Source organism: Vibrio lentus, assembly GCF_030409755.1.
Classification (GTDB): Bacteria; Pseudomonadota; Gammaproteobacteria; order Enterobacterales; family Vibrionaceae; genus Vibrio; species Vibrio lentus.
In genome coordinates, this window is record NZ_JAUFQE010000001.1 from 1,392,276 (window position 1) to 1,413,711 (window position 21,436).

The 21,436-nt window shown below is 43.8% G+C and carries 20 protein-coding genes; 10 read left to right on the forward strand and 10 right to left on the reverse strand.

Annotation, left to right across the window (positions count from 1 at the left end; translation table 11 throughout):
- Positions 1–135 precede the first annotated feature (135 nt).
- Positions 136–522 carry a tautomerase family protein gene (locus tag QWZ07_RS05855; RefSeq protein ID WP_009846092.1) on the forward strand — a complete coding sequence of 129 codons (387 nt, stop codon included), beginning with the start codon at positions 136–138 and terminating at the stop codon, positions 520–522.
- A 109-nt stretch (positions 523–631) separates the two neighbouring features.
- Here the strand turns inward: QWZ07_RS05855 and QWZ07_RS05860 are convergent, their stop codons facing one another.
- Positions 632–1,441, reverse strand: coding sequence for a DUF4344 domain-containing metallopeptidase (locus QWZ07_RS05860; protein ID WP_192852387.1), 810 nt, complete (start codon positions 1,439–1,441; stop codon positions 632–634).
- A 210-nt stretch (positions 1,442–1,651) separates the two neighbouring features.
- Here QWZ07_RS05860 and QWZ07_RS05865 point away from each other — a divergent pair, with 210 nt between their 5' ends.
- Together QWZ07_RS05865 and gltS are read left to right on the forward strand one after the other, a co-directional pair.
- The gene (locus QWZ07_RS05865) at positions 1,652–2,008 is read left to right on the forward strand and encodes a YibL family ribosome-associated protein (protein WP_010432454.1); all 357 of its coding nucleotides are present in this window, start codon (positions 1,652–1,654) and stop codon (positions 2,006–2,008) included.
- 316 nt (positions 2,009–2,324) lie between these two features.
- A complete protein-coding gene (gltS, locus tag QWZ07_RS05870) occupies positions 2,325–3,551 on the forward strand; it encodes a sodium/glutamate symporter (protein ID WP_004732723.1) in 1,227 nt (408 codons plus the stop codon).
- Positions 3,552–3,674: 123 nt separating this feature from the next.
- On the opposite strand, the gene norW is transcribed toward gltS, so the two are convergent.
- From norW to QWZ07_RS05890, 4 genes are all read right to left on the reverse strand, one after another.
- Positions 3,675–4,844 (reverse strand): NADH:flavorubredoxin reductase NorW, encoded by a 1,170-nt coding sequence (gene norW, locus QWZ07_RS05875; protein ID WP_192852388.1) that lies wholly within the window; start codon positions 4,842–4,844, stop codon positions 3,675–3,677.
- Position 4,845: 1 nt separating this feature from the next.
- Positions 4,846–6,351, reverse strand: coding sequence for an anaerobic nitric oxide reductase flavorubredoxin (norV, locus tag QWZ07_RS05880; protein ID WP_102363776.1), 1,506 nt, complete (start codon positions 6,349–6,351; stop codon positions 4,846–4,848).
- Positions 6,352–6,906: 555 nt separating this feature from the next.
- On the reverse strand, positions 6,907–7,563 hold the full coding sequence (locus QWZ07_RS05885; RefSeq protein WP_009846099.1) for an NAD(P)H-dependent oxidoreductase: 657 nt from the start codon (positions 7,561–7,563) through the stop codon (positions 6,907–6,909).
- 323 nt (positions 7,564–7,886) lie between these two features.
- The gene (locus QWZ07_RS05890) at positions 7,887–8,753 is read right to left on the reverse strand and encodes a hypothetical protein (protein WP_009846100.1); all 867 of its coding nucleotides are present in this window, start codon (positions 8,751–8,753) and stop codon (positions 7,887–7,889) included.
- Positions 8,754–9,317: 564 nt separating this feature from the next.
- Between QWZ07_RS05890 and QWZ07_RS05895 the strand changes: the two genes are divergently transcribed.
- From QWZ07_RS05895 to QWZ07_RS05905, 3 genes are all read left to right on the forward strand, one after another.
- A complete protein-coding gene (locus QWZ07_RS05895; protein WP_102312235.1) occupies positions 9,318–11,225 on the forward strand; it encodes a PTS mannitol transporter subunit IICBA in 1,908 nt (635 codons plus the stop codon).
- 183 nt (positions 11,226–11,408) lie between these two features.
- Positions 11,409–12,557, forward strand: coding sequence for a mannitol-1-phosphate 5-dehydrogenase (locus QWZ07_RS05900; protein WP_017111334.1), 1,149 nt, complete (start codon positions 11,409–11,411; stop codon positions 12,555–12,557).
- 50 nt (positions 12,558–12,607) lie between these two features.
- Positions 12,608–13,144, forward strand: a complete 537-nt coding sequence (locus QWZ07_RS05905) for an MltR family transcriptional regulator (protein WP_192852389.1) — start codon at positions 12,608–12,610, stop codon at positions 13,142–13,144.
- Between the two features lie 264 nt (positions 13,145–13,408).
- Here the strand turns inward: QWZ07_RS05905 and nagB are convergent, their stop codons facing one another.
- Entirely contained in the window at positions 13,409–14,209 is an 801-nt protein-coding gene (nagB, locus tag QWZ07_RS05910) for a glucosamine-6-phosphate deaminase (RefSeq protein WP_017111336.1), read from the reverse strand.
- Between the two features lie 603 nt (positions 14,210–14,812).
- The gene (locus tag QWZ07_RS05915) at positions 14,813–15,166 is read right to left on the reverse strand and encodes a MaoP family protein (RefSeq protein ID WP_017107062.1); all 354 of its coding nucleotides are present in this window, start codon (positions 15,164–15,166) and stop codon (positions 14,813–14,815) included.
- Positions 15,167–15,320: 154 nt separating this feature from the next.
- Here QWZ07_RS05915 and QWZ07_RS05920 point away from each other — a divergent pair, with 154 nt between their 5' ends.
- Positions 15,321–16,211: a LysR family transcriptional regulator gene (locus QWZ07_RS05920; protein ID WP_029223593.1), complete on the forward strand. Its 891-nt coding sequence runs from the start codon at positions 15,321–15,323 to the stop codon at positions 16,209–16,211.
- 204 nt (positions 16,212–16,415) lie between these two features.
- Here QWZ07_RS05920 and QWZ07_RS05925 read toward each other — a convergent pair whose 3' ends face one another.
- Positions 16,416–16,619, reverse strand: a complete 204-nt coding sequence (locus tag QWZ07_RS05925; protein WP_017107064.1) for a hypothetical protein — start codon at positions 16,617–16,619, stop codon at positions 16,416–16,418.
- Positions 16,620–16,853: 234 nt separating this feature from the next.
- Here QWZ07_RS05925 and QWZ07_RS05930 point away from each other — a divergent pair, with 234 nt between their 5' ends.
- The 3 genes from QWZ07_RS05930 to QWZ07_RS05940 all read left to right on the forward strand — a co-directional run bounded on the left by QWZ07_RS05930 (position 16,854) and on the right by QWZ07_RS05940 (position 19,284).
- Entirely contained in the window at positions 16,854–18,230 is a 1,377-nt protein-coding gene (locus tag QWZ07_RS05930) for an AlkA N-terminal domain-containing protein (RefSeq protein ID WP_192852390.1), read from the forward strand.
- Between the two features lie 25 nt (positions 18,231–18,255).
- Positions 18,256–18,738: a methylated-DNA--[protein]-cysteine S-methyltransferase gene (locus QWZ07_RS05935; protein WP_192852391.1), complete on the forward strand. Its 483-nt coding sequence runs from the start codon at positions 18,256–18,258 to the stop codon at positions 18,736–18,738.
- A 159-nt stretch (positions 18,739–18,897) separates the two neighbouring features.
- Positions 18,898–19,284 carry a hypothetical protein gene (locus tag QWZ07_RS05940; protein WP_102306256.1) on the forward strand — a complete coding sequence of 129 codons (387 nt, stop codon included), beginning with the start codon at positions 18,898–18,900 and terminating at the stop codon, positions 19,282–19,284.
- A gap of 28 nt (positions 19,285–19,312) precedes the next feature.
- Here the strand turns inward: QWZ07_RS05940 and nhaD are convergent, their stop codons facing one another.
- Entirely contained in the window at positions 19,313–20,752 is a 1,440-nt protein-coding gene (gene nhaD, locus QWZ07_RS05945; protein WP_192852392.1) for a sodium:proton antiporter NhaD, read from the reverse strand.
- A gap of 211 nt (positions 20,753–20,963) precedes the next feature.
- The gene (locus tag QWZ07_RS05950; RefSeq protein WP_017111344.1) at positions 20,964–21,134 is read right to left on the reverse strand and encodes a hypothetical protein; all 171 of its coding nucleotides are present in this window, start codon (positions 21,132–21,134) and stop codon (positions 20,964–20,966) included.
- Positions 21,135–21,436: the final 302 nt, after the last annotated feature.

The following is a 21,436-nucleotide window of genomic DNA, read 5'->3' on the forward strand; positions in this document are numbered from 1 at the left end:
TAACCTTTTTTAACTTACGTCATTAGGTAATATGGGTTAAGAATTAGTCAATGGGCAGATAACAAGTGACACGCTTATCTTACGTTGCTTATCTCTTAGTTCTTCTTTACCTGACATCACATCAAAGGAATGGTCATGATCGTTATTTATGGTATCAAAGAGTGCTTAAATCCGATTAAGTTACAGCTTTCTAATGTCTTACAACAATGTTTGAACAGTGAGATGGGGTTACCTGATGACAAACGAGCGCATCGGTTTGTACCATTAGAAAGAGATGATTTCTTTTATCCCGAAGGGCGAACAGAAGCTTATACCGTAATAGAAATCAATATGATGGAAGGGCGAGCGGTGAATACCAAAAAGCGCCTGATTAAGAAGATATTTTCTGAAATAGAAAAGCAGCTGTCTATCTCTCCCATTGATATCGAGATCACCATCAAGGAGCAGCCATCGCATTGCTGGGGCTTTCGAGGCATGACTGGTGATGAAGCCCAAGATCTTAAGTACAAAGTCAAAGTTTAGGTAAATCGCGTGATAGCGGCTTCAGAGCTAGGTGTTTGAGCCGCTAACTTGATTCTATTTTGTTGTAGAGTGATTCCGTTATAGAGGTCTCTTGTATCGATCTATTCTATTAACCTTCATCACTCTCTTTTAAGTATTGGTGCCAATTCCCAGTGATCACATCAAAGTGCTCAATACAGAACTCTTTCCTATCTTTTAAATAGTCGTTTTCCACTTCATCAAGCAAGTTTTTATAAGCTTCAGGGTCGCTGCCGTACACAAGGCATAGGGTTGAGAAGTAGCGTTGGAGATCGAAGCTGTGTTCATCAATGTATTCCCCCAAGTCGTAATACTCCGGGCGGTCTTCTGACTCAAAGGCAAACATATCGGCTGCACTTATTGCGGCATCACCGCCATGTTCCACGTAGTTGAGCAGCAAGACTGTTGCGAGGTTATCTACGGCATCTTCTTCTTTACCGAGAATGGCGATCTTTTGATCTTCGATATAGCCGTGCCCCGCTTCGTGCAGCAGCGTATGAAGCAAGGTATCGATGGCACCCGTTTGTGCCGATTTTCCGTACTCTTTTTCGTATTGGTTCTTCTCGAAGTAAGCGAGTGATTCAGCGTAAAAACTGTATGGGATAAGTACGTGATGCGTTTGCGGATCGTAGAGTGGGCCTTCATCACCGCCGTATTGAATCACCAAAGGCTGGTTAAACATCAACAGTTGGTTGGAGAGGTCAATGACGGTGTCGTTGATGCCACTGAGTTCAATCTCTTGTTTGAGCTGTTTTTCTTGTTCAGTTTGAGGTGGTGCATACTCGACAATAAGGTTGTTGGGGAGCGTATTATCAATGGATGTTTCACTGGACGCATAAGTCGTGGCAAACACAGAACCAAGGACTAGGCTGTAGGTCAGTGTTTGTTTCAATAATGTCATCGTACCTCCTTATAATCGGGTGAATAGCCATCTCATGGTGAACCATATTTCCTAGAATGAATAGCTCTTAAGTGGTGAGCGATTGATTGTCAGTTTAGATCATGTTTCATTCTAAGGGCTATTTGTCAGATAAATTTCGGTTCAAGTAAACCCTTGTGCTATACTCCGCGCCCCAATCCGAATTGGCTTGCTTAATCTTAGGAAATTATTATGAGTGTTAAAAACGAACTTCAACAAATTAACAACCGTCTAGACAAGTGTCGCAACAAGTTAGCGGCTGCTAAAACTCGTAATGATCGTCCTGTTGTTCGTCAATTTGAAGACGAGATTAAGAAGCTAACTAAGAAAATTGCACAGCTTAAACACAAAGAAAGCTTTGATGTGAATCAAGAGCGTAAATCGCTGATTGATATGCCATTTAGCCGTGAAATCACAAAAGCTGAGCAAGCGGATATGGGTAAACTTAAGAAGTCTGTAAAAGGGCTCGTGATTGTTCACCCGATGACCAAAATTGGTAAAGAGCTTCGCATTGAAGTTATGACGGGTTACGCACCGAAAAAATTCTAATTACCAGTGATGGTGATGAAAGAGGAGCTAGCAATAGCTCCTTTTTGCTTTTTTAGGTATTAAAAAAGCAGAGTCAGCGGCAAGGATACTCGCGCCGTTACCAACTTTTTGGAGGTGATTGTTGTCACAAATCCTTTTATCTCCTATAAAAGTTAACGTGTCACTAACATGACACCAAGTGAACGCAGTAATGTGTTCGCTTTTCGAATCTACAATTTCTCTCCAGTTTGTATAAATATAGGTAGAGCACCACAAATAATTACAGATAAAACTAGACTCATTAAGGAAGATGAGAACGTAAAAAAATAGAGGTTATATGAATCAATTAATTTCAATTGGACCACTAGAATCCTTCCTAATCGCGATTAGTGTTTTGTTTCTAGGTCATTTCGTCAATGCAAAGCTTCCGGTTCTCAAAAAGTACAATATTCCAGAGCCCATTGTCGGCGGCTTGATTGTCGCTTTTGCTATTACAGCCCTGCACTTTAACGGCCTTGATCTTGAGTTTTCCTTGCCCCTGCAGAACACGTTTATGTTGATGTTCTTTGCAACGGTCGGCCTTGCAGCTAACTACACGCAGCTGATAAAAGGTGGTGCTAAGGTATTCCTATTCTTAGGGGTGGCTTCGGTTTACATCATTATCCAAAACGGTGTAGGTGTAACACTTGCGACGGCATTAGGCCTTGAACCCTTGATGGGTTTGATTGCTGGATCTATCACGCTTTCGGGTGGGCACGGTACGGGCGCAGCTTGGTCTCAAACTTTTTCAGACACGTTTGGCATTGCCAATACTCTAGAAATCGCGATGGCTTCAGCGACATTTGGTTTGATTATCGGTGGTATTATCGGTAGCCCAGTCGCTCAAAAGTTGATTGATAAAAACCAGCTTGAATCTGAGTACGGCACTGGCACACAAACCCACGAGCGTTTTCCTGAGCTTGTTACTTACAACGAGTATGAAGAAGACAAAGTAACAGCGAAGAAGGTGATTGAAGTATTGTTCATTCTTCTTATCTGTATCTCGGGGGCGAAATACCTAGAAGAGTGGGTGGCGACTTTTGAAATTTCTTGGTTGATGATTCCTGACTTCGTTTACGCGTTGTTTATCGGTGTGTTCATCACTAACGTTTTTGAAGTGACTAAACTGCATAAGACGGACAGCGAAACGGTTGATATTCTTGGTACCGTATCATTGTCACTGTTCCTAGCCATGGCGCTAATGAGCCTTAAGCTTTGGAACATCTTTGACCTTGCGATTCCGTTCTTGGTTATCCTTGCGGTTCAGGCTGTGGTGTTGGGGATCTTCTCTTACTTTGTGACGTTCAAAGTAATGGGTTCTAACTACGACGCAGCGGTTATGGCGGGTGGTCACTGTGGTTTCGGCCTAGGTGCAACCCCAACAGCGGTAATGAACATGGGTTCTTTGGTGAACCGATTCGGTCCGTCGCCACAAGCCTTCATGGTTGTGCCAATTGTTGGTGCCTTCTTTATCGATATCGTTAACCTGATTATCCTACAAGGTTACATCTCGTTTATTGGATAATGCGAACGCACCAATAACGAAGTATGCAGATACAAGAAAGCCAGTCGATTGACTGGCTTTTTTTGTTTTAGCGAATGCCGCTTATTTTATTCAACGTATATTATTGAGCGTATGTCATTGAGCCTATGCGGGTGAGCTTGCCTGTAGCTCTTTGAGCAGAGGGAACGCCGCTTTGGTGTGTTCTCCCGTGACAATGAATCCAACCAACTGGTTATCTTCATTAAAGCCCTTAGCGACAATGCCTTTAGGATCGAATCGAGTTTCCCAACTCTGAGCGGTTTGAATATCGCGCCCTGCGAGTTGAATCGGGTAACTCGGTGTTTTCACCTTAGTGATGATGTGAGGCAAGCTGAGCTTTCCTTCGCCCACTTTGCTCTCTCCGTTACCCATAGCCAGCTGCTTAGCCAACACGTTTGCAGACAAAATAGCGGGCTGAAGATAAGCCATCACACGCCCCTCTATTTCGGCGCAGTCACCAATCGCATACACATTCTCGACATTGGTTCTCATGATGGTATCGACTACAATCCCTTTGTTTACTTCTATTCCCGCTTGTGTGGCTAACTGTGTGTTTGGTCTTAGCCCTGCTGCGGCAATCACGATATCGGTTCGTATCAATCGAGAAGACGTGGTTTGCAACCTCACTCCATCAGGGAGATACGTTGCGCGACACACTGCAGAGTCGGTTTCGACGGTAACCCCTGCTTTTGTTAGTTCCCTTTCCAATTCAAGCGAAACGAAAGGTGGCACTAGGTTATTCAATAGATAACTTGCGGGTTCGATAATCGTGACATCTTTACCCGCAGTTTGAAGGTCGAATGCGAGCTCGACCCCAATCAAGCCTCCACCCATCACGGTGATGCGTTGAGCGCCATCGATCTGAGCTTTGTGTTTATCGAACTCTTCCAAACTATTTAACGTAATGGTTGCGCTGCGTTTAAGCCCTTCCGCTGGTGGTATAAAAGGCGTCGCGCCCGTCGCTAATACCAACTTTGAATAGTGGATAGATTGGCCATCAACATGAACACACTGCTGCTCAGTATCTATCTCGCTCACAAGTGCTTTGGTTTTGATGACCACGTTGTACTGCTCTGCCAATTGTTGAGCGTTATGTACTGCGAGTGTTTCCGGCGTTTGTTCCTGACTGAACGCGTGCGAAAGATTCGGCTTACTGTACTCAACCCCGGCATCGGCGGTGATCATAGTAATTGCGATATCTTGGTCAAGCTTACGTACCATCTTGATGGTTTGTAGGGCAGCGAAACCGCCACCCACAATAACAATGTTCGACATGCTACTTCTCCACAAACACTTCTTTGCCTAAATGGCATTCAGGGCAAAGGAAATCATCAGGTACTTGCGCCCAAGGAGTTCCGGGTTCGACGCCTTGGTAGGGTTCGCCCAATTGTGGGTCGTACACCCATTCGCATACTGTGCAACGCCAGCAAGTGCAGTCTGCACTGTGTACTGGCTTATCTTGCGCTTCTTCTGGCTTCAGCTCTGTTGTGTCTTTGAGCTCGGCAGTGATGTTTACCGGTGTTGGTGTGGCTTCAAGCGGTGTTACATTACGTGATACTTGTTTCGGTGTGCTCACTTCATCTGCTTCTACACGCCAAACCTCGGCCAGTGTCATGCCGTAATCGATACATTGGCGAAGCGCGTCTGTGTCTGGTTTCCAATGGATGTGTTGTGGCGCACTGACTTCGAAGTTAGCTTCACGTAGTCGAGCGTCGATACGTTTTACTGCGCCGCCTGTCCAACCTGAAGAGCCAAATGCTGCGGCTCTTTTACCAGCAAAGCGAAGTCCGTGGATCTCTTCTAGTAGTGCTGCGATTTGCGGCATCATCACATTGTTCATGGTCGATGAACCGACTAGAACCCCTTTTGAACGGAAGATATTGGCAAGGATGTCATTCTTATCGTGCTTAGAGATATTAAAGACTTTGATTGCTGTTTCTGGGCTGCCTTTACGGATACCTTTTGCGATTGCGTCAGCCATCATGCGAGTGTTGTTCGACATGGTGTCGTAGACAATGGTGATACGATCTTCTTTGTAGGCTTTAGACCACTCGTAGTATTGCTCAACAATTTGCGTCGCGTTGTCGCGCCAAATACAGCCATGAGAGGTTGCGATAACATCGATAGGCACACCTAAGCTCAATACTTCTTCTATCTTCGCTTTCACCAAAGGCGCGAAAGGTGTGAGGATGTTCGAGAAGTAACGCAGACATTGATCATGAAGCTCGACTTGGTCTAGCTGATCGTTGAATAGGTTTTCATCACAGTAGTGCTGACCGAACGCATCGTTACTGAACAGGATCTCGTCACCAGTGAGGTATGTTGCCATTGAGTCTGGCCAGTGCAGCATTTTCATCTCAACAAAGATGAGTTGCTTACCGTTACCGACATCGAGCGTGTCGCCTGTTTTAACGGTTCGGAAGTTCCAGTCAGGCTGATGGTGATGGCCAACAATCGAGTTAACGCCAGCTTCTGTGCAGTAGACGGGTGTGTTTGGAATTTTGGCTAATAGTGCTGAAAGGGCACCTGAGTGGTCTTCTTCAGCATGCTGACAAATGATGTAGTCGATCTCATTGATGTCGATTTCCATCTCAAGGTTTGCAAGGAATTGTTCAGTAAAGCGATGATCAACGGTATCAACAAGCACCGTTTTCTCTTCACGAATCAGGTACGAGTTATAGCTGGTACCTTTGTTCATGTGGTATTCCTTACCATGGAAGTGTTCTGTTTCCCAATCGTGGACGCCAACCCAGTGAACATTTGATTTAACGTGAATAGTCATAATGATAATACCTTATTTAAATATCTAAGGTCATCATTGCACTAGTTGTGCCATGTTTTTAAGTGTCTGTTTTAAATGTATTTGTTTGGTGTTTGTGTTGTTTTGCAAGTCATTTTGACCTGATGGGTTTTGTAGTTAAAATGAATCTTAGGTGTCTTTATGACTTTGTGGATTTGTAGCGGTTTGGCAAGAAAATTAATGATGTTTGCTCAGAAAGAGCAGGGTGAGGGACATGTTTCAACAAAGGGGATTATAGCGTAACTCCTGCGCTTCGCGAATTAGAACACGTGGATTGATCAAGTATTGGTGGTCTAAAAAGCGGCTGGAATGGCTAAAGCTGAGATAGAAAGGATGGATGCGAAATACAGAAATGAAAAAGGCCAGACGAGTGTCTGGCCAAAACAAGGCAGTGTAATTTAACAGTCTGAAGTGCTGTTGAAACTATATTTTGTAAAACGAAAAAGCGTTTTAAAAATTAAAGCGTTGTAGCAGTTAAGCGTTGTAACTGTTTAACGTGTTATAGCTGTTGATTCATTCGTCATCTTAATTAACGCGTTAAAGCGTCGTCACGATTTCATCAAGAGCTAGACGTGCTTTTGGTTTACCGTGGTTATAGTCTTCGCCGTCTTTGTGGTAGCCGATTGCTAGCGCTACATCAACAACGTGACCGTCTAGTTCGTCAGCAAACTCTTCACCGATCATAGCGGCATCTACGCCTTCCATCGGTGTTGAAGCAATACCAAGACGAGCCAGTGTGTGCATTGTGTTACCTAGCGCGATGTACACCTGAGACTTAGTCCAGTTTCCGTTGAAACCAGTCTCATCTGTGTTCATTTCTGCGAATGCGTAAGCCCCTAAGAACTGCTCGTACATTTCAGCAGGTAGGTGACCAGAGCTTACTTCTGTGTCAGCACGCTTTGCGAATTTCTCTTTAGTGTACTTAGGATCGTGAGCAAACAGGATCGTATGTGACGCTTCTTTCGCATGCGGTTGGTTAAACTGGAACATGTTCTCGAAAGTATTGTGGAAGCGCTGTTTTGCTGCGTCACTCTCAATGATGATGAATTTCCAAGGCTGAGAGTTGATAGAAGAAGCTGACAAACGAAGTGCTTCTTTGATTACTTCCATGTCTTCCGCAGAGATGCGCTTTTCTGCATCGTATTTTTTAGCTGTGTAGCGAGTGTTTAGATCTGAAATGATTGGATGAGTCATGTTGAATCCTAATATCTATCAATATAAATGTTGTAGGGTTTTATGTTCGGTAACGTCAACAATAAACGGATAACGCATTTAGGCTATATCTCTATAGAAGTCGTTTCTAGAACAGTCAGCCTCTAAAAGGCTGAACGCTTAAATGGCTATCGAACATGCCCCAATAAATCGAGTATCTGCGGTAGCTCAAGTCGATGGGTGTAAGATAATAGAAGATTGGCTTGGGAAAAATAGCGAACACATCAAATCACTATGGTTAATAATGTCCATAATGATTTGATTAGTGTGATCTGGATGTGTGTTGGTTTTCGAAAATCAGCCAGTTAGTACGCTTTGATTCCATATTGGCGTAATAAAGAGGGAAGTACACTGTCGAGGTTTGGGATATCTTCAGGGTTAAGTTCAATCAAGCTAAAACCGTGCTCTTGGTAAACTTTCTTGGTCGCATTTCGTTTGTCTTCTTCTATAGGGCCTGAATCTGTTCCCCAGAACTGAATGTATACCTTGCCGCTTGGCAGGTAGAAATCGCTCATTACTTCTTTTGATATCGGGAGCGGACGTTCATAGGCATGAACCACTCCCGCCATATAAAGCCAGTTATCGATGATCAGCTCTCCCTTTGAACGCACATAATGTCCGTCTAAGGTTCGGTGTTTCGCCTCAAATTTCTGACGAAAGCTAGAAAACGAGACATCGGTAGAGTGGCTTTCAGCATCATGCCCTAGAAATTCGACAACAGACTGCTTCAAACGTTTATTGCGAACCAACGAATCGTGCCATACCACAAATAGGTTTTGAGTCGCTTTATCTTCCCTTTGTTCACCGCCTGCTTTTAAGCCTGTTGAGGTGACATGCCAACCATCTTCTTCACGTGTTATCCAACCAAGCTCGCTGAGCAACAGGTTAATTTTTTTTGCGCTAAGTTGAAAGGCACTGCCTAGTTGAGTTGCCGTTAGCGTTTTTCCAGAGAAAGAATCTAGGTCGATGAGTAGTTTTTCTGGCCAGACAATAAAGACACCAAACTTCTTGTGTTCGACATACTCCCCACCAAAGCTTTCGCCTCGTTCTGTGAGTACCCAACGCTCCTGTGAACGCACGATATAGCCAGCTGTTTTCAAATCACTGAATAGAGCCTTTGCTTCTATCCCTTTTTGTTTGGCTAGTGCTGATGTGGAAATCTTGTCTGGCATAGTCTGTTTCTCAATTAGCAGTAGAACTGCTGATTAATGTTGAGGGGCTGTTGTATAGAATAGGGAAATACAATAACACAACTGTTGATACTAACTGCAGTTCACTGGTCCATGTTTTTAGTGAGTATTCGCTCTCATTTTGAATGTTAAGCAAAATGTCGCCTAATTTGTAATTAAATTACAGTTTTAGGTTTTTTACCCATCTTGGTGCATATTTATTATTCGTGACACGATGTTCTTTTATACGGGTTATATAGATCTCAGATGCTATATTTTATTAAGTGTGATTTATATCACTATTTATTTTTAAGTATTACAAATAAAATGTGATCCAGATCTTATGTTAATGATATCTATTCTCATTAACTTGGCGTTGTAATTTAAATTCATGATGTTTTTGTGATCTAAGGTGTACTCGTTAACCCGAAAGTGTTTTTTGCGTGTGATGGTTATCACGAAAGTTGGGCTGAGGTGCATTTTGAAAATGTTGTGATACATTTTAATCGACTTTTGAGTACACACTTTCGGTCATTTGACCAACCAATACATTACGGGGTTCTACCTATGTTATCACCAGAAGCAAAGATTAAGGTTCAAAACTTTGGTCGTTTCTTATCCAATATGGTAATGCCAAACATCGGCGCATTCATTGCGTGGGGTTTCATTACTGCACTATTCATTCCAACGGGTTGGTGGCCTAACGAAACGTTAGCATCAATGGTTGGTCCAATGATCACATACCTACTACCACTATTGATCGGTTATACCGGTGGTAAAATGGTTGGTGGCGACCGCGGTGCCGTAGTGGGTGCTATCACGACAATGGGTGTTATCGTTGGTACTGATATCCCAATGTTCATGGGTGCAATGATTGTAGGTCCACTGGGTGGTATCGCAATTAAGAAATTCGATGAAGCTGTTCACGGTAAAGTGAAGAGTGGTTTCGAAATGCTAGTGAACAACTTCTCTGCGGGCATCATCGGCATGATCTGCGCGATCATCGCGTTCATCGTGATTGGCCCTGCGGTTAAAGTTCTGTCTTCTGGTTTGGCGGCTGGTGTTAACGTAATGGTTGAAGCGGGTGCATTGCCTCTTGCCTCTATCTTTGTTGAACCTGCGAAAATCCTATTCCTAAATAACGCAATCAACCACGGCATCTTCTCTCCACTAGGTATCCAGCAATCTGAAGAAATTGGTCGCTCAATCTTCTTCCTAATCGAAGCGAACCCAGGTCCAGGTCTTGGTCTTCTACTTGCTTACATGGTGTTTGGTAAAGGTAGCGCGAAGCAGTCTGCTGCTGGTGCATCTATCATCCACTTCCTAGGTGGTATCCACGAAATTTACTTCCCTTACGTTCTAATGAACCCACGTCTAATCCTTGCTGTAATCGCGGGTGGTATGGCGGGTGTATTCACTAACGTAGTGTTCGATTCTGGTCTTATCTCTCCAGCATCACCAGGTTCTATCTTCGCTATCTTATTGATGACGCCAAAAGGCTCTTACATCGGTGTTGTACTTTCTGTAATCGCAGCAACGGCTGTGTCTTTCATCGTAGCTTCAATCCTACTTAAGACTTCAGCTCAAGGTGATGACGAAGATTCACTAGAAAAAGCATCGGCTCAAATGAAAGACATGAAAGCGTCTTCTAAAGGTGCTGCATCAGAAGCTGGTGTAAACCTAGCGGATGTTAAAGCTGTCTATGTAGCTTGTGATGCAGGTATGGGTTCGAGTGCAATGGGTGCTGGTCTACTTCGTAAAAAGGTAGCAGCAGCAGGCCTAGATATTGAAGTAACAAACTACGCAATCAACAACCTACCGGCTGATTCGCAAATTGTTATCACGCATAAAGACTTAACAGACCGTGCTCGTAACACCGTACCAGGTGCAATGCACATGTCTCTAAGCAATTTCCTAGACGGCGGTGTCTACGACCAGCTAGTTGCAGAGCTAACAGAAGCTCAGGCTACGAATGCTCAAAGTGGTGAAGCGAAAGTAGAAGCTCCGGCTCCTGCAGCAGCTCCAGCACAAGAAGGTAACAAGCTTGCACTGACTGACGACAGCATCTTCCTTGGCCTTAAAGCGACTCAAAAAGAAGACGCTATCAGGTTTGCTGGTGAGAAACTGGTCAAATTGGGCAACGTATCACCAGAATATGTAGAAGGCATGTTTGCTCGTGAAGAGCTTGTCTCTACTTACCTAGGTGAGTCTATCGCAGTACCACACGGCACGATCGAAGCGAAAAAATACGTACAAAAAACTGGCATCGTTTTCTGTCAGTACCCTGAAGGTATTCAGTGGGGCGAAGATGAAGATGATATCGCTAAGATGGTTATCGGTATTGCCGCACAAGGCGATGAGCACAACATGGTGCTGATGGCTATTACCAATTCACTCGACGATGAAGAAGCTGTGGAATGCCTACAGAACACAACAAACCCTGCTGATGTTCTACGTATTCTCAACGGAAACTAACAAGCTCTAGTCAAGCTCCTGAGTGAAGGAGGCCAGTATCCCCCTACTGGCCTCATTTTCGGTCTAATCTCCTCTAAGAAGATTCAGTCTGAATAGCTTACTGCTTGATGCCTAGGGCACATCGTCAAGGCATGTTGTTGAGTGGTTAGCTATCTAGATTTAAATATTTATAAGGTCAAAATTATGAAAGCGTTACATTTTGGTGCAGGTAATATCGGTCGTGGTTTCATTGGTAAGCTTCTTTCTGACGCTGGTATGAAGGTTACGTTTGCTGACGTAAATGAAACGGTTGTAAATGCGTTAATTGAACGTCAAGAATACCCAGTTAAGATTGTTGGCGAAGAGTGTGTTGTTGAAGTTGTTAAGAATGTGACAGCGGTAAATTCAGCAACAGGTGCTGTAGTAGATTGCATTGCTGAGTCTGATATTGTGACAACAGCGGTAGGACCTACAGTTCTAAAAATCATCTCTAAGTCTATTGCTCAAGGCATTGAAAAGCGTGCTGCAGCAAACAACACGGCACCAATGAACATCATTGCGGCTGAGAACATGGTTCGTGGTACTAGCCAATTAAAAGCAGCAGTTTTAGAGCACCTTTCTGATGAAATGAAGGCGTTCACTGAAGAGCACATTGGTTTTGTTGATTCAGCGGTTGACCGTATTGTTCCACCGGCAGAAGCAGGTGAAACAGACCCTCTAGCGGTAACGGTTGAAACGTTCAGCGAGTGGATCGTAGACCAAACACAATTTAAGGGTGAGATTCCAAACATCCCAGGAATGGAATGCACTGATAACCTAATGGCTTTCGTTGAGCGTAAATTGTTCACGCTTAACACGGGTCACTTGGTAACGGCATACCTTGGTGTACTTGCTGGTCACGAGACAATTAAAGACTCTATCGAAGACGACGTAATCCGAGCTGAAGTAACAGCAACGATGGAAGAAAGTGGCGCTGTTCTCATTAAGCGTTACGGCTTTGATCCAGAAGCGCACGCGGCATACATCCAAAAAATTCTTGGTCGTTTTGCTAACCCGTTCCTACGTGATGAAGTGGATCGTGTTGGTCGTCAACCTATTCGTAAGCTGAGTCCTCAAGATCGCCTAGTCAAGCCATTGAACGGTACGCTAGAATACGGGCTACCAAATGCTCATCTAGTAAAAGCGATCGCAGCTGCGTTCCATTACAAAAATGAAGATGACCCTCAAGCGGTTGAACTTCAGGCAATGTTCGCAGAAAAAGGTTTTGCTGAGACATTAGCGCATTATTCTGAGCTGAATAGTGACTCAGAAGTTGTTAAACTAGCGGAAGAAGCTTATCTAGCATTGAAATGATAAACCATCAAAGTGCCACACCAGTGGCACTTTCTTATTGTCGAGCCGTTATGCCAATACAAACTAGCCATGAAACTGAATTACTCGAAGCCCTTTCGGAAGCTGAGAGTGCTAGCGCCTGCCTAATGGCTGCTTACGATGCATTGGATGACACAGTAGATGCCGTATTAAAAAACATCTTCAAGAAAGACGACACGGCAATTAAGTTCGTTGTAGAACCACTTCTCAACAGTGGTGGGCCGTTAGGCGAGATCATGATTCGCGCTAAGTTGCTACTCGGGCTTGGTGTGATCAGTAAAGAACTCTACGATGATCTAGAGGTTTTCGTTACCTTGAAAGAGTGGGCGAAAATACAAGGCGAAGACACCAGCTTTACAGAAGTTGATGTGATATTTGAGCTCAACAAGGTGCACGCGATTCAGCGTATTATGCCGATCGAATATGACGCAGAGATGGTGGAGACTATGTCTGGCCCAATGCTTGAAATGTTCTTGGGGCGACATAATCAAAAGGTGAAGTCGACGATCATATTGGCTATCACTGACATTATTACGACCTTATGCCGAGATAACGCGCTGAGCTCTTAGCTCTAGTTTGCAGCCCTGCTTAACTTGTTTCGCATCCTACATATCTTGTAGCTGTTCGTTCGTATCAATACAAAGTTTAAAATGATGGCGGTTTCTCTTGTTGGAGAAATCGCTTTGTTGTTTTTATGCCTATAAAAAATACCCGAAACCTCTCTTCCCATTAAACACAAAAGCAGCAGGCACAAAAAAAGCCACATTCAGTGGCTTTTTCTATTCAAGACGCTCTCTTTATTAAAAACGCCCTTCTATCCAAGACTATGGGGGTTATAGGTCTTGGATGTTTTCAGCTTCTAGCTCTTGGAAGTAGCGTAGAGTCTTAACTTTTAGCTCTTGTTGAGCTGGCTCATCAGCAACGATGATAGCTTTACGGTGCATCTGTAGAGCAGTAACAGTCCACATGTGGTTTACAGAACCTTCGATAGCCATTTGAAGCGCTTGCGCTTTGTTGTGGCCTAGAGAAAGGATCATTACTTCTTCAGAATCTAGAAGAGTAGCAACACCGATAGTTAGTGCGTATTTAGGAACTTGGTTGATGTCGCCATCGAAGAAACGAGAGTTCGCGATACGAGTGTCTTCAGTCAACGTTTTGATACGAGTGCGTGAAGATAGAGAAGAACCTGGCTCGTTGAATGCGATGTGACCGTCGATGCCTACGCCGCCCATGAACAGGTTGATTTTGCCGTATGAACGGATTTTCTCTTCGTATGCTGCACAGTGAGCATCGATGTCTTCAGCTTTGCCGTCTAGCAGGTTGATGTTTTCTGCTTGAATATCAACGTGGTTGAAGAAGTTCTCGTGCATGAATGTGCGGTAAGACTCTGGGTGGTTAGGGTCGATACCAACGTACTCATCCATGTTGAATGTTACAACGTGCTTGAAGCTCACTTCGCCCGCTTTGTAAAGTTCAATTAGCTCAGCATAAGTAGTTAGAGGTGTGCTACCAGTAGGAAGACCTAGAACAAATGGACGCTCAGCAGTTGGAGCGAATTTTTTGATAGAATCTGCGATGTGACGAGCAGCCCATTTACCTACTTTTGCTTTGTTGCTTAAAGGAATAAGTCTCATTGATTTTGCCCCTAGAAATTAAATTTTATAGTGTTCTGAAACATTAATTCGCATTATAAAATAAGTTATCCACTTCCGCTATTGTTTTAGGTCAAGTTTTTACTTTTTTAATGGTATCTGTGACTAGAACTCTCAAAATTGCACATTTTTTGTATGGATATTTGGTGTCGTTAAACAAGATTAATACGTTTGTCATATATCGTCACGTCAATCCAATACAGTCGCTGAAGACATCAATCCTGCCCTGAAAATTGCGTTAGCTTATTCGAGTCTAGGTCAGTCGTTATAACGAGGTATTTATCACAATAGAGCGATGTTTAGGTTAGGAGGTTCTGGTCTCGTGATTACGGATAAATGAGTATAGCTAAAAGGAAAGGTGATGAAGGGGGCTTAAGCCTATGATGATAAGTGGAACGGCATTAGTGAATAAGTACAGTGTAAGATAATCACATTTTAGTCACGATTAGCCATTCTATCATTATGAATTTTATATACATATTGGTAAAAAGGTGTACTTTAGCTAGACTTATAACTTACGACGTAAAAGTGTATTTGAAGCAAAAAAAAGCCCAAAGCGATGACGTATCACTTTGAGCTATTTTACTAATCTTCTAACACTAACTCACTTTCGTATTCTTCCCTTGGCACTTCACCGCGTTTGCAGCCGTTTAGGGTATGAAAGCGACGGCGTCCACGAGCTAGTTGAATGTATTTCAACCAGACAAGGTCTAATTTGGACTTTGCCTTATGAGGGTGAGACAACACTTTTATGAAGTGTTTTTCTTCTGCATTGATTGGTGTTAGTTCACCAGTCTCAAGTGCAAGCATAGTGTCACCAAACAAGGTTAGGATTTCCTCTTCTGACAGAGTAAAATTACCTGACTTAGCGAACCCTCGTGGGAATTTAATGGTGTCATAAAAACGTTTTTTTCCGTGTCGGAATTCGGTCTCAGACATATCAGCCTCAGTAATGTGGTTAGATAGAAATTAGTGTTTATTGCTCACGCGAAAATATTGTTAAAAGGCTAAAATAGGAAACAAAACGTTTTTGCCTTTACGATAAACAATCCTAGATCGGCTAGTTAGCAGATTTATTACAGAGATGTATTTGATGGATGTGAAAGTATTTAGAACCTTTCTTGAGGTTGCAAGGGTGCGCCATTTTGGGCGTGCAGCTGAAAACTTGTATTTAACACAAGCGGCGGTGAGTGCGCGAATCAAACAGCTTGAAGGCTATTTTGATACTCAGCTCTTCATTCGTGACCGCAATAACATCAAGCTCACCTCTTCCGGTGAACGTTTGATTGGTTATGCTGAAGTGATGGTGTCTACCTTACAACAAGCCAAATTTGAGCTGTCGTTGGAAAGTGGCAAAGCCTTGCAGTTAACACTGGGTGGCACACCGAATATTTGGGATGCGTATCTGCAAAACTGTTTGAGCGTAGTGACCGATTCTTTTGGTGGTTATGGTTTTATGGCAGAGGTGATGGGGCGCGAGCAACTGAACCGTAATTTGTTAGAACGAACCTTAGATATGGCTTTTGCGTTCGATCAGATCAAAGCGGAAGAGCTGAACTGTAAAAAAGTAGCTGATTTGGTTTTGGTGTTGGTATCAACGCAACAAGATGATCTGGAATCTGTATTCCAACATAAATACGTTTATGTCGATTGGGGAACGCGTTTTGGTTCTGAACATGCCGAGCGTCACCCAAAAGTGCCCGCGCCGTATCTACGTACCTCAACGGCTCGTATCGCTTTAGATTTTATCTTAGAGAAAGGTGGCAGTGCGTATTTACCTGTTTCTATGGTTGAGCCGTTTATCGACTCAGGTCAGCTTCATAAGGTGAAAGGTGTTGAAGATTGGTATCGCCCTATTTACCTTAGCTACCGCAAAAGCAGCACCTCGGTTGACGCGATCATTCAAGTTGAGAAGTTGGTTAACGAGATTGACCCATCGACTGCTTACACGTTGCAACAAGCCGCTGAGCAAGCACCAGAATAGTGGTATTCGTTATCACTATGGTGCTGATGAAGTAAAAAATTGATTCGATAAAAAATGGCTCCCTTGGGAGCCATTTTTGTTTTTAAACCAGTTTAAGCCTGGTATCTGTAACCTATTTCAAAACGCTAAGTTTTCAAGGAGCTAAATTTTCAAAAGCACCAAATTGCAGAGCTCGTGTTTTCAAAGCGTTATGCTTTCAACAAGCTATAGGTTCATTAAGTTCTCAATGGACTCTTCAAGAGAGTGAGATAGATATGAATGGATCTGATGTCCATCGGTTGCGTCTATTTCAACCTTAGAAATCCCGTTGCTCGCTTTATCTTCAAGAAAGCTGAGAGATTGTTCGACTGATTGACTGGTGAGAACTTGTTGGTTTGATAAAACAATACGACACGTGTGTAAAACCATAGCCTTTTTCCTTATTATTCAATAGGTCTCTGCATCTTGGCGTGCTAAGTACCTATCGTTGACGTTGTGAGAAGAACACCTTCTCTAGGTTAAATTTAGCCGAATTGAGTAAAATTAAAACCTTTTTTGTGATTTATCTGACCTTCGCTTCCGAAAATGGCTAGCGACAATGGAAGTTAACGGTAAACTTTTAGTTATCAGAATGAAGGTTATGATCAAAGGGAAGAGCACGACATGTCGAAAAGTATTCATCACAACAGTACGTTAACGAGTGAGCAGTGCCATTTAGCTCGTTATGCACGAGATGCTCGTTTTGATGGGATGTTTTTTACTGCGGTGAAAACGACGGGTATTTTTTGTCGACCTATTTGCCCGGCAAGCCCACCCAAAGAAGAAAATGTCGAATACTTTTCTCATCAAGCTCAGGCTTTGAAAGCGGGTTATCGCCCCTGTTTACGTTGTCGCCCAGACAGCGCGCCTTTCTCTCCAGCGTGGAAAGGGGTTGAGACCACCTTTCTGCGAGCTATGCAATTAATCGATAACGGCGCGCTGAATTCGGGGTCGATTGTCGACCTTGCCACTCGATTAGGCATTTCAGATCGTTATCTACGAACCCTATTCGACAATTACATCGGAGTGTCACCCAAGCAATATAGCCTTTATAGCCAGTTGATGTTTGCCAAGCAGTTACTGCATACCAGCAGCATGAGTATTACAGACGTGGGCTTTGCGAGTGGTTTTAACAGCACGCGCCGTTTCAATGATGCCTTTCAAAAAGAGCTGCAGCTTTCGCCAAGTCACATCCGAAGAGCCAAACCAAGTAACAACCTAAGTAATCATATCCAACTCAGTTTTCATGGCCCGTTGGACTGGGATCATTTGCTGGGCTTTTATCGACGACGAATGATTGAAGGCTTAGAAGAGGTGGGCGACGGCTATTACCAACGCACAGTGAATGTGAATGGTTCGACGGGCTGGTTCAAGGCCACTTTAGCCAAAGAGAGCAGCTTGGATATTGAGTTTGAGTTGGATGATATGAGCCAATTAAGAAGCTTGATCGCCAATATTCGACGTATGTTCGACCTTGATGTTGATATCAGCAAAGTTGAAGATTTCTTTACCACCATTGATCCCAACTTGGTTGCTAAGAGTGGTATTCGCATCCCTGGTGTGTGGAGTGCTTGGGAAGCCGGAGTAAGAGCGATTCTGGGCCAACAAGTTTCGGTAACGGCGGCGATTGGTCAGCTCAACCTATTGGTGAAAGAGCTTTCTGGTGAGCATGAGAAAGCCAGTTTCCCAACGCCTAAACAGATAGCGGAGGCTGATGTGAGCTTCTTGAGGATGCCGGGAAGTCGCAAGGAAACCTTAAAGCGTTTTGCCCAATACATGGTCGATAACGAAGCCGAGCATCCTTCTAAGTGGATTGACCTCAAAGGTATTGGTCCTTGGACGATCCAATATGCGCTGCTGCGTGGGCTCAGTGAACCTAACCATTTGCTCGTAGGCGATTTGGTGGTGAAGAAGTTCATCGAGCATCGTCCTGCTATTAATGCAGAGAGCGTTTCACCTTGGGGAAGCTACGCCACATTCCATTGTTGGAATCAATCTTAATCGGAATACTAAGCTAGGAGATATCATGGCTAACCGTTTTACTTACTACGAGAGCCCTCTGGGCACAGTGACTTTACAGGCGAACGATGAAGGGCTGTTAGGTCTATGGTTTGAAATATACACCACCAAGCCTGAAGAATTAGGTGTTCGAGATGATGGCTTTCCGATCTTTGAATTGGTCACCGACCAACTCAATCGTTACTTTTCGGGTGAGGTTATCCAGTTTTCTGTGCCAATCGCGGCAAAGGGCACGCCATTTCAGCAATCGGTTTGGCAAGCACTTACAACTATTCCTTACGGGGAAACATGGAGCTATGCACAACTGGCTGATGCAATCGGTAACCCAAAAGCAGTGCGTGCAGTGGGTTTAGCGAATGGAAAAAATCCGGTGTCAGTGATTGTGCCATGTCACCGAGTGATTGGTAAAAATGGCAAGCTGACCGGGTATGCGGGCGGTGTAGAACGCAAACAGCGTTTGTTATCTATTGAGGGAAGAATCGAGGAGTAGAGAGTCTTTCTGTCGGTTTTTTGTTGAATATTACGCATTGATTACCGATGAACGTTGAGAGTTCTAAAGTGTGACTTCGCAATAAAAGTGGCTGCTTTCTGGAAAATATTTATTTGGTTGCATATTCTTTAACCATGTTCTCTAGGCAAGGATGCCCAAATGAATAGCCATCACTCTCTAATAATTGGCTGCAGTAGCGCACTGTTACTAACAGGATGCTTAACGGATACCACTCGTCCCTTCGAAGTCCCTCGGCTTGTTTTATTCAGTGGTATGTACGAGAACGCAGATAATGAAAGTTATCTCGAATTCGAGTCAGGACAAGTCATTTATCAATCAGCAAACAGCAGTGTTACCCGCAGTTATCATGTCGAAGATGACCTGATCAACATTGAACTTAATTCAGGGAATAGCCGCGAGGGGCCGGGATTGGTAATGCGAATCCATCAAGAAGGTGCCATGCTAACGTGCAATCAGTGTCCAGCTATGCAGTTAAGCAATGTCTGGACACGAGTTGAAAAACCATTAGATGATTCAACCCTCTAGAATAAGACTCTATCAAAACAGAGTCTTATTAAAAAAGGTCACCGTTCAACCAAAGGTGGGCAGCGATACTCACCACGTAACCAATCATGATCACTGGCATCCATTTCAGGTGACCAAAGAAAGTATATTTGCCGTGTGCCGCCCCCATTAATGCCACACCTGCAGCGCTACCAATCGACAATAAGCTACCGCCCACACCTGCCGTTAAGGTAATCAACAACCAGTTACCAATCGACATTTGAGGCTCCATTGATAACACCGCGAACATAACCGGAATATTATCGACAATTGCAGACAAGATCCCCACCATGATGTTGGCCCAAATTGGATCCCATTGGCTGTACATCACCCCAGACGCAAGTTCCAAATACCCAAGCAGGCTTAAACCACCGACGCACATTACAACACCATAGAAGAACAGCAGTGTGTCCCACTCGGCATGCGAAACTCTTCGAAATACATCAAAGGGCACGACGGAGCCGAGTCGCTTCAATGCGCCCTCATCGTTGTTGGCAATCGCCACCGCTTTTTTCTTAGCGAGTGAGTTGGGTAAGGTCTTACGCAAGTAATAACCAAAGAACTGCAGATAGGCGAGCCCCATCATCATGCCCATTACAGGAGGGAAGTGAATCACGGCGTGGAAAGCGACAGCTGTGGCAATCGTCATGATGAACAAAAATACGATGCGTCTTGCGCCTCGCTTAAGTTCAATATGTTGATGCACCGTGTCGGGTTGAGTCGTCGGAACAAAGTAAGACATGATCAGGGCTGGAACAATGTAGTTCATGACTGAAGGGATAAATAGGGGAAGAAATTCGCTAAAACTCACGTAGCCTGCCTGCCATACCATCAGCGTTGTGATATCCCCGAATGGGCTGAATGCGCCGCCAGCATTGGCCGCAATTACGATATTCACACAGGCAAGGTTTACGAATTTTGGGTTTGAGCCCGCCACCTTGAGAACCACGGCACACATTAATAAAGCGGTGGTGAGGTTGTCGGCAATCGGCGAAATAAAGAAGGCCAGAATACCGGTTAACCAGAACAGAGAACGGAAGTTAAAGCCTTTACCCACCATCCAAGCCTGAAGCGCATCAAACAGTCTTCTTTCTTCCATAGCGCTGATGTACGTCATCGCGACCAATAGGAAAAGCAGTAATTCGGCGTATTCGAGTAGGTTGTGTTCGAGTGCTTGTTTCGCTACCTCAGTGAGGTTGTGTTCTTGGTAGGTGAAGCCAATGATGATCCAGATAAGGCCTGCAGCAAGTAAAACTGGCTTCGATTTCCGCAGCTTTAAATATTCTTCCATCATCACAACGATGTACGCGACAACAAAAATAGTTAGGGATAGGTAGCCAACAAATGAGTTGGTGAGTTTGAGAGGTTCTCCCAACTGAGCAGTAGCAGCGCCTGCCGTAGTAGAAAAAAACAATAAAGAGAGAACAACTGAAAGCTGGATACCTAGCATGGATTACGCTCCGAAGTTAATAAGTCATTAACACGGGTAAAAGCGTAGACCTAAATAACCATGTGGAGCGTGATAGATATCTTAATAATTCAATAGATTATGTTGAAAATCAGAAACTATGATGGAAAGCTGAGATCATTGGAAAATAGAGATGAAGTGAAAAAGCTCTATCGAACACTATGCCGATAGAGCTTCTTCTAAATCGCCAACATTATGCTGCATTCTGAGTAAACGTCATTGTTTGCTCTACAGCACATACCTCAACAGGCCAGCCGTAGGATTGGTATTCCATCGCAAGTTGGTCCGCAACCGCGCGAGAAACCGTTGCTGTGATCCACATACCTTTACCCATTACTTGATACTTAAGTGTTTTCATTTCCATATTAACCACTGCTCTCCTTCAATATTGGCAGCGCGAAGTCTATAGCACCTCTATTTGCTGGAATTTCGAATTTAGCTCAAATCCTTTATAAAATGGCTCATCGTTTCCGCTTGGCTTAAAATCCAATCAACTGGAGGCAAACGGTTGTATTCTAAAAGCGAAATCACTTTTTAAGTATTTGTATTATAATAAAATTCAAATTGAGCACAAAAAGCCTTGTAAGAGATATCTCACGAGATTATCAGAGATCGGCTTGTGTATGGGGTTCTTGCCTTAAGCTTGATTTGTGTGGCGACTGTGTG

Coding starts and splice junctions, on each gene's coding strand:
- QWZ07_RS05855 (WP_009846092.1), top strand. CDS start 136: ATGATCGTTATTTATGGTATCAAAGAGTGCTTAAATCCGATTAAGTTA.
- QWZ07_RS05860 (WP_192852387.1), bottom strand. CDS start 1,441: ATGACATTATTGAAACAAACACTGACCTACAGCCTAGTCCTTGGTTCT.
- QWZ07_RS05865 (WP_010432454.1), top strand. CDS start 1,652: ATGAGTGTTAAAAACGAACTTCAACAAATTAACAACCGTCTAGACAAG.
- gltS (WP_004732723.1), top strand. CDS start 2,325: ATGAATCAATTAATTTCAATTGGACCACTAGAATCCTTCCTAATCGCG.
- norW (WP_192852388.1), bottom strand. CDS start 4,844: ATGTCGAACATTGTTATTGTGGGTGGCGGTTTCGCTGCCCTACAAACC.
- norV (WP_102363776.1), bottom strand. CDS start 6,351: ATGACTATTCACGTTAAATCAAATGTTCACTGGGTTGGCGTCCACGAT.
- QWZ07_RS05885 (WP_009846099.1), bottom strand. CDS start 7,563: ATGACTCATCCAATCATTTCAGATCTAAACACTCGCTACACAGCTAAA.
- QWZ07_RS05890 (WP_009846100.1), bottom strand. CDS start 8,753: ATGCCAGACAAGATTTCCACATCAGCACTAGCCAAACAAAAAGGGATA.
- QWZ07_RS05895 (WP_102312235.1), top strand. CDS start 9,318: ATGTTATCACCAGAAGCAAAGATTAAGGTTCAAAACTTTGGTCGTTTC.
- QWZ07_RS05900 (WP_017111334.1), top strand. CDS start 11,409: ATGAAAGCGTTACATTTTGGTGCAGGTAATATCGGTCGTGGTTTCATT.
- QWZ07_RS05905 (WP_192852389.1), top strand. CDS start 12,608: ATGCCAATACAAACTAGCCATGAAACTGAATTACTCGAAGCCCTTTCG.
- nagB (WP_017111336.1), bottom strand. CDS start 14,209: ATGAGACTTATTCCTTTAAGCAACAAAGCAAAAGTAGGTAAATGGGCT.
- QWZ07_RS05915 (WP_017107062.1), bottom strand. CDS start 15,166: ATGTCTGAGACCGAATTCCGACACGGAAAAAAACGTTTTTATGACACC.
- QWZ07_RS05920 (WP_029223593.1), top strand. CDS start 15,321: ATGGATGTGAAAGTATTTAGAACCTTTCTTGAGGTTGCAAGGGTGCGC.
- QWZ07_RS05925 (WP_017107064.1), bottom strand. CDS start 16,619: ATGGTTTTACACACGTGTCGTATTGTTTTATCAAACCAACAAGTTCTC.
- QWZ07_RS05930 (WP_192852390.1), top strand. CDS start 16,854: ATGTCGAAAAGTATTCATCACAACAGTACGTTAACGAGTGAGCAGTGC.
- QWZ07_RS05935 (WP_192852391.1), top strand. CDS start 18,256: ATGGCTAACCGTTTTACTTACTACGAGAGCCCTCTGGGCACAGTGACT.
- QWZ07_RS05940 (WP_102306256.1), top strand. CDS start 18,898: ATGAATAGCCATCACTCTCTAATAATTGGCTGCAGTAGCGCACTGTTA.
- nhaD (WP_192852392.1), bottom strand. CDS start 20,752: ATGCTAGGTATCCAGCTTTCAGTTGTTCTCTCTTTATTGTTTTTTTCT.
- QWZ07_RS05950 (WP_017111344.1), bottom strand. CDS start 21,134: ATGGAAATGAAAACACTTAAGTATCAAGTAATGGGTAAAGGTATGTGG.